The 13,093-nt window shown below is 62.4% G+C and carries 8 protein-coding genes; 3 read left to right on the top strand and 5 right to left on the bottom strand.

Features of this window, described 5'->3' with window-relative positions:
* Positions 1-55 precede the first annotated feature (55 nt).
* Both ACM6IQ_RS11950 and ACM6IQ_RS11955 read right to left on the bottom strand, forming a co-directional pair.
* Entirely contained in the window at positions 56-1,492 is a 1,437-nt protein-coding gene (locus ACM6IQ_RS11950; RefSeq protein ID WP_414878857.1) for a mechanosensitive ion channel domain-containing protein, read from the bottom strand.
* Between the two features lie 203 nt (positions 1,493-1,695).
* The gene (locus ACM6IQ_RS11955; protein ID WP_414878858.1) at positions 1,696-2,715 is read right to left on the bottom strand and encodes an alpha/beta hydrolase; all 1,020 of its coding nucleotides are present in this window, start codon (positions 2,713-2,715) and stop codon (positions 1,696-1,698) included.
* A 160-nt stretch (positions 2,716-2,875) separates the two neighbouring features.
* Here ACM6IQ_RS11955 and ACM6IQ_RS11960 point away from each other — a divergent pair, with 160 nt between their 5' ends.
* Positions 2,876-3,772: a LysR family transcriptional regulator gene (locus tag ACM6IQ_RS11960; RefSeq protein WP_017337937.1), complete on the top strand. Its 897-nt coding sequence runs from the start codon at positions 2,876-2,878 to the stop codon at positions 3,770-3,772.
* 83 nt (positions 3,773-3,855) lie between these two features.
* On the opposite strand, the gene ACM6IQ_RS11965 is transcribed toward ACM6IQ_RS11960, so the two are convergent.
* The 3 genes from ACM6IQ_RS11965 to gspG form a co-directional block, all read right to left on the bottom strand.
* Entirely contained in the window at positions 3,856-4,443 is a 588-nt protein-coding gene (locus ACM6IQ_RS11965; protein ID WP_414878859.1) for a hypothetical protein, read from the bottom strand.
* A 149-nt stretch (positions 4,444-4,592) separates the two neighbouring features.
* On the bottom strand, positions 4,593-5,780 hold the full coding sequence (locus ACM6IQ_RS11970; RefSeq protein ID WP_017337939.1) for a type II secretion system F family protein: 1,188 nt from the start codon (positions 5,778-5,780) through the stop codon (positions 4,593-4,595).
* Positions 5,781-5,792: 12 nt separating this feature from the next.
* Positions 5,793-6,242 carry a type II secretion system major pseudopilin GspG gene (gene gspG / locus ACM6IQ_RS11975; protein WP_017337940.1) on the bottom strand — a complete coding sequence of 150 codons (450 nt, stop codon included), beginning with the start codon at positions 6,240-6,242 and terminating at the stop codon, positions 5,793-5,795.
* Positions 6,243-6,435: 193 nt separating this feature from the next.
* Between gspG and ACM6IQ_RS11980 the strand changes: the two genes are divergently transcribed.
* Both ACM6IQ_RS11980 and mnxG read left to right on the top strand, forming a co-directional pair.
* Complete coding sequence (locus ACM6IQ_RS11980; RefSeq protein WP_414878860.1) at positions 6,436-7,044, top strand: lytic transglycosylase domain-containing protein; 609 nt, start codon at positions 6,436-6,438, stop codon at positions 7,042-7,044.
* 206 nt (positions 7,045-7,250) lie between these two features.
* Positions 7,251-13,067, top strand: coding sequence for a manganese-oxidizing multicopper oxidase MnxG (gene mnxG, locus ACM6IQ_RS11985; RefSeq protein ID WP_414878861.1), 5,817 nt, complete (start codon positions 7,251-7,253; stop codon positions 13,065-13,067).
* Positions 13,068-13,093: the final 26 nt, after the last annotated feature.

Genomic DNA, 13,093 nt, shown 5'->3' on the forward strand with positions numbered 1-13,093 from the left:
CTTCGCAGCCCGGCGGGAGCAAGCTTCCTCGCCACAAAAAGGCCCCTCGATACAGTCAGGCTTGTTGGCGTTTCTGCAGCCAGCTCAGGAATCCGCCTTTCTTGATTTGCACCGGTTTGGCCAGCAACGCCAACCGGCTGTTCTGCTGCCTTACCGCCTGTAACTTGTTCAGCGCCCGACCCACTTCAACCCGTTGTTCCATGCAGCTACGGGTCAGGGATTTGTCGATCCGGTAAATGATGCACGAGGTCAGCGTGGTGAACGTCGCCTGTGACGGCGTATCGGTAAGGATGCTCTGTTCGCCCATCACTTCGCTCGGCCCCATGCGACCGGCTTCGGTTTGCCCTGTACCGTCGGGAACGGTGGCGCTGACCACACCCGTGGCAATGACCATCAGACTGTCCGGCACTTCACCCAACGCCAGCACCACCTGACCGGCCGCGTACTGCTGCGCAACCATCGACTGCGCCATCTGATCGCGTTCCTCTTCACTCAAGGAACGGAAAACTTTCACCTCATCCAGCAACGCCCGTGCGCGCGTTGTCGGTTCGATCACGCCGTCGAGCTGACGGGAAATGCCCGCCGCTTCGAGGTGCCGATGGGCCAGGTCGAACAGTTGATTACGCACTTCGCTTTTCTTGCCAAGCTCGGCGATGAAGCCGCTGGCCACGTATTCGGACATGGTTTCGCCGGCCTCTTTCAGAACCGCTTTCGGTGCCGGGTTGAGTAACAACTGGCTGCTGCCCTGAAGCGTACGATCCAGTGCATCCAGGACCCGACGCGGGCGAATGTGGTTGGGCACCTGAATGCTGATCGACACGCCGTGCATGTTGTTCGGCCGGCTCAGGTTGACGATTTTCGCCTTGGCCGCCACCGAGTTCGGCACCACCGCCGTACTGCCGGCGCTGGTCAGCATGTGGGTAGCGCGCCAGTCGATGTCGAGCACTTTGCCCTCGACGCCGTCGATCATGATCCAGTCATCCACCTGATACGGCTTGGTGGTGTTGAGCACAATCCCGGAAAACACGTCGCTCAAGGTGCTTTGCAAGGCCAGGCCGACTACGATTGCCACCACCCCGGACGTTGCCAGCAAACCTTTCACCGGCAGTTCCAACACGTAGCCGGCCGCCGCGACGATGGCGATCAGAAACACCAGTGCGCCGATGACGTCCTGCAGCAAGCGACCGCTGTGACCGATGCGGCGCATCAGCACCAGGCCGATGACTTCGGTGAGCACCCGGGCGGCGTACAACCACCAGAGAATCCCCAGTGCCGTGGCACCCAGTTGCACCACGCGGTCATCTGCAAACAGCGGCGCCTGCAAGGGGCTGACGCCGGCATCGATGATGAGCGCGCTGAACATCACGAACAGGGCCAGGCGCACACCGACCCGTGTGACGCGATGCTTGAACGGCGCGAGGTGCCAGAGCACGGCGTCGATGACCAGCAGCAGGACGCTCCAGGAAAGCAGATGACCGAGAAGTAAGGACATGGGACAACTCCGGCGGGAATGAGGGTGTTTATCGCAGGCAAACTAATTGTGGCGAGGGAGCTTGCTCCCGCTGGGCGGCGAAGCGGCCCCAAAATCTTCGCAACGATGCAAGTTTTGTGAGTGCTGCGCACTCAAGCGGGAGCAAGCTCCCTCGCCACAAAAGCAGCTTCGCCACACATTTTTGTGTGGCGAAGGCTGTGGACTCAGTTCAGATGCGTCTTGAGTTCCAATGCTGCCTGACGCACCGCCGCTTTCACTTCCGGAATCTGGCTCAGCGGATTGAGCAAACCGAAGTCGTGAATCATCCCGTTGTAGCGCACCGCCGTGACCGATACCCCGGCTGCGTCGAGGTGGCGGGCATAGGCTTCGCCTTCGTCACGCAACACGTCGAATTCGGCGGTCTGCACCAACGCTGCCGGCAAGCCTTTGAGCTGTTCGGCATTGGCCTGCAACGGTGAGGCATGGATCTGTGCACGCTCGGCCTGGTCGGTGGTGTAGTTGTCCCAGAACCAGTTCATCATGCCTTTGGTCAGGAAGTGGCCCTCGGCAAATTGCTGGTACGAGCCGGTATCGAACCGTGCGTTGGTCACCGGCCACATCAGCAGCTGGAAGCGCAGCGCCGGGGCTTTCTGTTCCTTGGCCATCAACGCGACGACGGCTGCCATGTTGCCGCCGACGCTGTTGCCGGCCACGGCGAGGCGCTTGCCATCGACGCCGATGTCCTTGCCATGTTCAGCCACCCAACGGGTCGCGGCGTAGGCCTGGTTGATCGCGGTCGGGTAGTGCGCTTCCGGCGACGGCGTGTAATCGACATACACCGCAACGGCGCCGGAGCCGACCACCAGGTCGTGGATCAGACGCTGGTGAGTCGGGTAATCGCCCAACACCCAACCGCCACCGTGGAAGAACATGAACACCGGCAAATCACCTTTGACCTTGGCCGGCCGTACGATTTTCAGGTTGATGGTTTGACCATCGACCTTGATCGCACGATCGCTGACGTCCACACCCGACAGATCAACCTTCACCGAGTTTTGCGCACCGGTGAGCACCGCACGGGCGTCTTTCGGACTCAGTTGCTCGAGCGGCTTGCCACCACCGGCAGCGAGGGCTTCGAGGAAGGCTTGGGTGTTGTGTTCGACGCCGGGGCTGCCAGCGGCAAAAGCGTTGCCGACGGAGAGGGCGAGGAGGGACGCGGTCAGGGCTTTTTTGACGAGGTTCATGAGGAAATCCTTTTTAATTGATTAGAGGTTGGTCACCTAAGGTTCGGGTTGCTGCTGCGCCGGGATCCAGGCCTCAGCAACACCGTGGACACAGATTAATGGGATGCCGAAAAGGGAAAAAGCAGCTATAAAGCGTTTAACTGTCAACCAGAGTGTGACAATGAACCCGTTCGAAGATATGCGTATTTTTTGCCAGGTCATGGACTCCGGCAGTTTCACCGCTGCGGCCGATCAGTTGGGACTGTCCAAGCAGTTCGTCAGCCGGCGTTTGATGCAACTGGAAGAGCGCCTCGGCGTAAGGCTGCTTAACCGTTCCACACGACGGCTGGACGTCACGCCGCTGGGCCAGAGTTACTACGAGTCCGCGTTGCGCCTGCTCGGCGAAGTCGAACAGGTGGAGCAGGGCATCGCCGGCCAGACCACTGAACCGCGCGGCACCATTCGCGTGAGTGCGCCGTTGTCGTTTGCGCTGGCGCATCTGGGCTGCCTGCTGCCGTTGTTCTTGCAGCGCTATCGCGATGTCACGGTGGAAGTGGACTTGAGCGATCGCCCGGTGGATTTGCTCGGCGAGGGTTACGACCTGGCGTTGCGCATCGGCACCCTCGAAGACTCGACGCTGATCGCCCGACGCATCGCGTCCATCCAGCGGGTGTATTGCGCCAGCCCGGCTTACCTGGCCGAGCGTGGTACGCCGCTCAAACCTGAAGACTTGCACGCGCATGACTGCCTGCCGTACGGCCACGGGCGTCAGGTGCAATGGCGTTTTGAAGGGCAGGGCAAGCCGCTGGCGGTCAATGTCACCGGGCGGATGCGCGTCAATAACGGGGAGTTGCTCAAGGATGCGGCCATTGCCGGGATGGGGGTTACTTACCTGCCGACGTTTATTGTCGGAGCGGCATTGAAGGATGGACGGCTGGTGCCGGTGCTGGATGAGTTTCGCCCCGAGCCGCTGACGTTGTCGGCGGTGTATCCGCAGCATCGCCAGAGTTCGCGACCGGTGCAGGCGTTGGTCGAGTTTTTGCGTGAGCGGCTGGATCAGACCGAGGGTGGTCTGTAGAAGGACGGTTCACACACTCCCTGTGGGAGCCGGGCATGCCCGGCTCCCACAGGGATTTGTGGTGAACCTTTTCTCAATGGCGGTCAGGACCTTTTGTCATCCCCCGGCTCGCCACCGACATGCACGCCATGGTCATCGCCGATCTCGCCAGCACGATGAACTCCATGGTCATCACCAATTTCACCGGAGCGGTGAACGCCGTGGTCATCGCCAATTTCGCCGGCATGATGAACGCCACGGTTATGGCCAATTTCACCCGCGTGATGAACGCCGTGATCGTCTCCCGGCTCGGCATGGGTGCCATTGCGGCCGGATGAGGCCGTATTGCCAGAGTGTCCCGAACCATGATCACTGCCGCTGTGACCGTTGCCGCTGTTGCCGCCGCTGCCGCTTCCACCATGGCCGCCGCTGTTGCCGCCGCCCCCGCTTCCGCCGTGGCCACCGCCAGAGCCGCCGTGACCACCGCCACCGCCACCGCTGCCGCCGCCACCGCCACCGCTGCCACCACCACCGCCACCGCTGCCACCACCACCGCCACCACCGCCGCCACCACTCCCGCCGTCCTTGGCCTGTGCGCTCGATACTCCGGACAGGCTGTCCGGAATCAATACGGTCGACGCCGACAAAACTGCGCCAATCGCTACTGCCAGTAAAAGCTTGTTGATGTGCATGTCGTTCTCCGTCTTCTTATTCAGATTGGAGCGTTGATGAACAATGCAACGTGCTGCTCGATTCAGTGGGTGAACACCGCAACGTCCAGATTTATTCAGTTGCACCGTCGACGAGCGATGAGCGGTACAACCCGGTCCTGCTCCCGGGGCTAGTGAATGCTTGAGGCCAGCTCGAAAATCGGGATGTACATCAGGATCACGATGACCCCGATCAGCAGACCGATGAAGGTCATGAGCAAGGGTTCAAACAACCGCACGAACCATTCGATCCAGCGGCTGATTTCTTCGTCGTAGAAATCGGCGCTGCGCTCCATCATCTGCCCGAGGTTGCCGGACTGCTCGCCGGCGCGCAGCAAGCGCAGGGATACCGGAGTGACGAGGTGATTGAGCTCCAGCGCGGCGGACAGCGATTGGCCTTCGCGCACCCGTTCGCAGGCCTGGTCGAGGCGCACGCGGGAGGCGACGGTGAGCAGGCCGCGGACCATGCCCATGGCCGTGACAAGGGGGATGCCGCCCTGCAGCAGAATCCCCAGCGAGCGGTAGAAACGCGCCAGTTCGTACATGAAGATGCGTTGATGGACCGCCGGGAGTTTTTCGATCACCCGGTCCACACCCCGGCGAAAGGCCGGTTGGCGCTGGAGGAAGGCGAGGGCGACGACGATTGCCGCCAATGTGCCGAAGAATTCGCCCTGATGAGCATGCAGGAACATTCCGCTGCTCATCAGCACTTGCGACAGCCACGGCAGGTTGTTGCCCAGCCCTTCGAACACCAGGCTGAAGCGCGGCACCACATAGCCCATCAGAAACAACACCACGCCACCGCCCACCACCAGCAACAGCATGGGGTAGATCGACGCGCTGACGATCTTCTGTCGAACCTCGTCCATGCGCTGGCGATAGCTGACGTAACGGCCCAGGGCATCGCCCACGGCGCCGGTCTTCTCGCTGGACTGCACCAGCGCAACATAGAGAGGAGGGAACACTGCCGACAACTGAGCCAACGCCTGGGAAAACGATTTGCCCTCGTACAGCAGGCGCACCAGTTCGCTCAAGGTCTTGCGGGCCTGTGGCGCGGTTTCTTTTTCCGCGAGACTTTCCAGCGCATCGATCAACGGCAGGCCCGCATTGAGCAACGTGGTCAGTTCCTGGCTGAACAACACCAGGTTGAAGGTCTCGCGCTTGTGCAATCGCAACGCGCGCCAATGGCGCTCGGCGTGCAGGCTGACCACTCGCAGCCCCTGGTCCTCGACCATGCGCCGGGCTTCGCTGTCGCCTTGGGCCTCGATGGTCATCGCGACCACGCCAGCCTTGCCGACTGCCTTGAGATGAAAGCGCATGGTTGCCTCCCGTCATTGCCAACTGGTGACTTCGGCGTTTTCGCCTTCACCGCCGGGCTGGCCGTCCTTGCCCATGGACAGCAGATCGTATTCGCCGTTTTCGCCGGGGTAGCGATAGGTGTAATTACGGCCCCAAGGATCCTGCGGCAATTTTTTCTGCAGGTACGGGCCGGTCCAACGGGTCTCGTCGCTGGGCGCGGTGACCAGCGCCTGCAACCCCTGTTCGGTCGATGGGTAATGACCGACCTCCAGACGGTACAAATCCAGCGCTTTGCCCAGGCCTTCGATTTGCGCCTTGGCCACCTTCACTTCGGAGCGACCCAGCTGAGCGAAATACTTCGGCGCGACGATGCCGGCCAATAACCCGAGCACCACCAGCACCACCAACAGTTCGAGCAGGGTGAACCCGCGCTGGGCTCGCGGTGAACAGTGAAGCGGGGCACAACACAGACGCTGATTCATGATGACCTCACACAGTCGGCAGAAGGGTCGCCATACCGCTCATGCAATTGCCATGCTCACCACCGGACTACCTTCTGCAACCCCTGAATTACCGGCCTTCGCGCATTCGGCACAGTGCTTGCGTACGGCTGGTTCACTACCGGCCATTGGGGCATTAGCCCCATTTTTCGGGGCCGGTCAGGGGAGACAAAAAATGAAAACACTCACCACTGGACTGCTCGGCTGTGTGCTGCTGGCAGGTACAGCTCAGGCCGATGTGTTCGTTTCCGTGGACAGCAAGGGCAGCTACGTTTTGTCCAATGTCCACCGTCCCGGTCGTACCTATGAACGGGTGATTCACGAGCCCGAATCGTCACTGGTCAGCCTCGATCAACAGCCGCAGATGATTGCCCGGCAACCCTATGCCGAGCTGGTGTCGGCAGCCGCCACGGCCAATGAATTGCCGGCGGCGCTGTTGCATGCAGTGATCCAGGCCGAGTCCGCCTACGACGCCCGTGCGCGGTCGGCCAAAGGGGCGGGAGGGCTGATGCAATTGATGCCCGAGACCGCCCGGGAGATGGGCGTGACCAACGTCTACGACCCCAAGGCCAACATCCAGGGCGGGGCCAAATACCTCAAGCGGCTGATGACCCTGTTCGACAACGACATCGCCCTCGCCGTGGCGGCCTACAACGCTGGCCCGCAAGCGGTGCTGAGCCGGGGCGGGGTGATTCCGCCGTTCGCCGAAACCCAGCGTTATGTGCCGAGCGTGCTGCGCCAATATCGCCGCTTGCAGGGCCTGGCCGTGGATGCGCCGCTGTGATTGGCGAACGTGGGGAACCTTGCCCCAACACTGGGGCATGGTGGCCCCGGCGGGAAAGTGGGGAATGGGTGGGGAATATCCCCCGAGTTATCAAGTCGTTTATGTAACCTGATGAAAAACAACAACAATATTTATGGCATGCGGATTGCTCAAGGGGATTTGTCGAGAATTATTCCCTGTGAGCACCCACAGCGAGGCCCGCGATCATGACCGGCATGCACCACGCTCCGTCCTTGTTAAAAATGCTGCTGTTGATGGCGTCTATGCTGGGCGTCGAGATGGCCGAAGCCGCCTTGCGCTGCGAGCGCAATCTGGTGGCGAATGTCGTGGCGCTGGATCAGCCGCTGATGTTCAACCGCCTCGGCGCACAGAACGCCAACGGCATGATGTTCGCCCTGCGTCGAGACGTGGTCGATGACCATGACATGTCCCTGGCCCACGGCGGTGCGGCCGTACCGGGCAAAGTCTCGCTGCGGCCCGACAAGCGTCCGCGCCCTTTGGTGCTGCGGGTGGCTGCCGGTGATTGCCTGACCATCAATCTGCAGAACCTGCTTGCCTACCAGGCCAATCCCGGCAGCCACGACAACGGGGAGGAGGGCGAGATTGAGGGAGAGGTGAACATCGGCGCTGCAGAGAACTTCAAAGTCGATGAGCAGGTCACCGACCGCCACGTCGGCTTCCAGGTCAACGGGATGCAGGCAGTCAACAGCATCGATGACATCGCGTCCTTTACCGGACGCAATGCCAACACCTTGATCCCGCCGGGTGCAACCCGCTCCTACACCTTGTACGCCGAGCGCGAAGGTGCCTTCGCCGCCAGCAGCCGCGGTGCAACGTTCGGTGGCGAGGGCGATGCGGGCAACGTCGCCAACGGCCTGTTCGGCCAAGTGGTGGTGGTGCCCAAGGGCGGCCGCACCTATCGCAATACCGTGACCGAAGAGGAAATGCGCCTGGCCAGCAGCGGTCGCACCCCGGCCGGTCAACCCATTGTCGATTACCAGGCTCGCTACCCGCAGCGCGAACCGTGGATTCGTGAAGGCAAGGCCGGCACGCCGATCATCAGCATGGTCAACGGCAACGAAATCATCTCCAGCGAAAGCGATGCGATCGTGATGGGCAGCAACGCCGACGGCAGCTTCCCGCCGTCGACCTATCCGCTGGAAGCCATTGGCAAGCGCAACCCGGCGCTGCCCAACCGGCTGGAACCGTTCCGCGATTTCGCTTCGCAGTTCCAGGATGAGACCGCTGCGACCCAGGCATTCCCCGCCTATTGGGCAGACCCGGTCATGGCTCACGTGCTGGAGCCGACCCGCGACTCGTTCATGATCAACTACGGCTCCGGCGGCATGGGCGCCGAGGTGGTCGCCAACCGACTGGGCGTCGGGCCGATGCACGACTGCCTGTCCTGTGCCTATGAAGAATTTTTCCTCAGTTCACACACCGTCGGCGACGTAGCGATGCTGGTGGACGTACCGGCCAACGCCGGTCTGGAAGGCATTCTCCCCGGTCAAGTGCCGAGCGCCGATCAGGTCGGGGTCAAGGCGACCATGGCGCTGTATCCGTCCGAGCCGTCCAACGTCAACCACAGCTACATCGGCGACTTCGTCAAATTCCGCAACACCCACAACGGTCACGAGCAGCACATCTTCCACCTGCACGGTCATCAGTGGCTGTTCAACCCCAACGATGACAACTCCGACTATGTGGATGCCCAAGGCATCGGTCCGGGGGCCGGCTACACCTATGAAATCGCCAACGGCGGTTCGGGCAACCGCAACCGTGTTGCGGGCGATGCGATCTATCACTGCCACTTCTACCCGCACTTCGCCCAGGGCATGTGGAGCATGTGGCGAGTGCACGACGTGTTTGAAGAGGGCACCAAACTGGAAGTTTCCCAGCAAGGCGCCGACGGTTTTCACAGCGAACCTTACGCACTGCGCAGCGGCAAACCGGCCGCTGGTGCCCGGGCTTTGCCCGATGGCGAGATCGTTGCCGGGACACCGATTCCAGCGGTCGTGCCGTTGCCGGGCAAAGCCATGGCGCCGATGCCGGGCAAAGTCGCGGTGGTGCCTAAAATCGGCGAGACCCTCGTCGCCGGCAATGACGACGATGATGAAGACGACGGTGAACACCATGGCGGCAACGGTGGCCCGCAAGCCATCGGTTCCCTGGCACTGGTGGATCGCAGCGAGGCCAACCGCAATGCCGACGGCAGCCTGAAAAACCCGGGTTATCCATTCTGGATCGGTGGCATGGAAAGTTCGGTCGGCCAACGTCCGCCGACCCCACCGCTGGACATGCTCGACGCCACCAAGGCGCAGGCCTTGAAGACCAGTGGCAATGCCTTGTGGGCGAATCTCGACCCGGCTCAGTCCGGTGGTTGGGATGGCGGTCTGGGGCGTCACTCCCTCGACGGGTTCTCTGCCGGTGGCGTGGCGCACACCGTGACCACATCCCTGGATTTCTCCAAGGAGGTGACCCGCGCCAAACCGATTTACATGCCGGAAGAGGGCACCGAAGTCGAACAGGCTGCCATGGCCTTCCACGCCAAAAAAGACCACCCGAGCTTTGCCCTACTGCCCGGCAACCAAATCGTTGCGCGCAACTTCCGCACCAACGGCGCCTTGCCGATGGCGGGTGCGCCTTACTACGAACCGTGCATGGACGACCGGCAAAAACGCCTGACCAGCAGCGCCGGCACTGGCGAGTTCAATAGCGGCGAGCGAATCGACGGCATGTCCTACACCGGTGCCTCGACCTTCACCGCCGACCGCCCACGCGTCTACAAAGCGGCAAACATCCAGTTCGACGCGGTCTACAACAAGGTCGGCTACCACTTCCCGCAGGCGCGCATCCTGGCGCTGTGGGAAGACGCCTGGCCGGTGATCACCAAGCAGCGTCCGCCAGAACCGCTGGTGATGCGCATGAACACCTTCGACTGCGTCCAGTACCAGCAAACCAACCTGGTGCCGGCCATCTATGAGATGGATGACTATCAGGTGCGCACGCCGACCGACGTGATCGGCCAGCACATTCACCTGCCGAAGTGGGACCTGACGGCCGCCGACGGCTCGGCCAACGGCTGGAACTACGAAGACGGCGTGCTTTCCCCCGGTGCTGTGCAGGAGCGTATCCACGCCATTCGCGAGTTCAACCAATGCACGGGCAGCGACCCGCGTGAGGGCACACCTGCCTGTCCGAAGGCTAAAAACCACCCATACTTCGGTCAGTTCGGCCGGGCTGACTGGGTCGGTGCGCGCACGGCGATGCAGCGCTGGTTTGTCGATCCGGTGGTGAACGCCAAAGGGGTCGACCGTGGGCTGGGGACCATCTTCACCCACGACCACCTCGGCCCATCGACTCACCAACAGATTGGACTGTACGCCACCGTGCTGGCTGAACCGGCCGGTTCCACCTGGTTCCACGCCGAAACCGGCGAGCCGTTGTACAGCGGCGCGCGGCAGGATGGCGGGCCGACGTCGTGGCAAGCGGTGGTGTCCACCGGCGACCTGGACGGCGATGGCAAGAACGACAGTTTCCGCGAGTTCTTCCTCGAATACAGCGACTTCCAGCACGCCTATGAAGCCGGTGTGTACGTCGGCGCCGGCCCGAATGGCGTGCCGAACCCGCAAGCGTTCCCGGCCACCGCGGACAGTTTCCGCTACGCGATCAACCCGCCGGTGCGCAAGGAAGCCGAGACGCTGCTTGAGCAGGTGGTCGAAGCCCGTGGGGGCTTGATGCCAGGCTGTCCAAGCCGGCCTTGCCCACAAGCCATCTCGGTCGATGACCCGGGCATGTTTGTGGTCAATTACCGCAACGAACCACTGGCCCTGCGAGTGTATGACCCGAACAAGGTCGGCCCGGACGGCAAGCGCGGCATGCAGGCGGACGGCCTCGGTGGCGACCTGGCGTATGCCATGCAAAGCCGCACCGACCGTGCGATCCCGGCGATGAACCTGGCACCGGACCTGATTACCGCTGCCACCGGCCCGACCGGCGGCACCACTCAGTTCCCGCCGCACATCAACCGTGGCGGCGCCGAACCGGGCGATCCGTTTACCCCAATGCTGCGCACCTACACCGGTGACAACGTGCGGCTGCGGGTGCATGCCGGTGGCCACGAAGAAGAGCACAACGTGACCCTGCACGGCGTGAAGTGGCTGCAAAGCGGCTCGGGATTTGGCAACAGCTCCAACTCCGGCTGGCGCTCGTCGCAGATGATCGGGATCTCCGAGCAGATGGGCTTCATCGCGCCCGTCTCGATGCTCTCCAGTTCGGCGGCGACCACAGGTGATTACCTGTACTCGATGGACGCTTCTCTGGAAGGCTATTGGAGCGGGATCTGGGGCGTGATGCGCAACTACACGGCCCAGCGCAGCGATCTGTTCGCGCTGCCGAACAACCCGAAACCGGCCGGGATGCGCAACACAGTGGCGTTCGAAGGTTCCTGCCCACGGTACAGCGCCAACCCCAACGGCATCGGTACACGGCCAACTGTGCAACGCAAGTATGAAGTGGTCGCGGCACTGGCGAACGATATTCTCGGCAACCCGCTGGGCCTGACCATCGGCGATCCGGCCGGGCTCGCTCAACACGTCGGTGGGGCGTTGAACCCGGCAGGCGGCACCCTGGTGTTCAACTCACGCCCAGTGAGCATTCCTCAGGTGACAGTGAACGACCCCGAAGACGGAACGACCTTCACCATCGGCGGGCAAAACGGGCCGTTGCATGACCCGACGGCAATCCTCTATGTGCGCAAGGGCGACCTTGACCCGATCACCGGAAAGCTCAACCCCGGTGTGCCTGTCGAACCGCTGGTGCTGCGCGCGACGGCAGGGGACTGCATCAACATCACCCTGGAAAACCGTCTGCCCCTGGTCATGCCAGACCTGACCCAGACGGCGTCGGTGATGGGCATGGTCAAGCGAGACCGCAACAATGGCGAAGGCTCTACCACCTTCAGCAACAACCTGATGCGGCCGTCCAGCCATGTCGGTCTGCACGCGCAGCTGTTGGCGTACGACATCACCAAGTCCGACGGCACCAACGTCGGCACCAACCCGATCCAGACCGTGCCACCACGCGTCGGCACCGTTGGTGCGTACCCGACGCGTACCTATCAGTACTACGCCGGGCACCTGGAACGTGAAGGCAAGCCGATCACGCAGCTGGGTCGCAGTGTCGACAACATCAACGCTACGGCAGTGGAATTTGGCGGGTTGAATTTCACTCCGGCAGATGTGATCAAGCAGCCGCAAAAAGGCCTGGGAGGTGCAATGAGCGTCCTGCCGGTCGGCGCCACCTGGGTTGAGGATGCGCGCAAGGTGAACGCGACCGTCACTGCGCCCGCACAGACTACCTACCGCGACTTTGCGATGGTCTGGCAGAAGGCATTGAATATGCGCTGGGCCAATGGGCGTCCGGTGGAAGGCATTGCCTCGGAGGCCGGGGTTCCGACCGATCCGCAGGACAATTCCAGCATGGCCATCAACTACAAGACCGAGCCAATGTGGTTCCGCTTCGGCCTGCCACCGGATGCGCCGTTCGGTCACGCCGACGGCCATGGTTATGGTGACGTGCCCAACGCCCACATGGCCTACAGCAATGCGCTGGTGGGGGGCGATCCGCAGACACCGGTGCTGTATGTGAAACCGGGGCAACCGTTCCGCACGCACATCCTGATGCCTACCGGTGGCAGCCGCGGCACGACCTTCCAGCTCGACGGGCACGTCTGGTCGGTCAACCCGTTCCAGTCGGAGAAGAGCGACACCGGGGGTTACCCGATGAGTTCGCCGGGCGTGGGTTCGGTGCGGTTCGGCTACAACCCGATGTCGATGTACATCGGCGCCCACGAAAGCATCCTGCCAGCGGCGCACTTCAGCTTCATGCACCCGAGCGCCGGGGGCAGCAACGCGATACCGGGCGATTACCTGTTCCGCGATTACGCCGCCTACGGCAACACCGCCGGGTTGTGGGGATTGCTGCGAGTGACCAACGAACCCGAACCGGCACCGACGCCGTAGTTGCGAGACATAGTGTGGCAAGGGAG

The organism is Pseudomonas sp. IT-P100 (genome assembly GCF_949767185.1).
GTDB lineage: Bacteria > Pseudomonadota > Gammaproteobacteria > Pseudomonadales > Pseudomonadaceae > Aquipseudomonas > Aquipseudomonas fluorescens_B.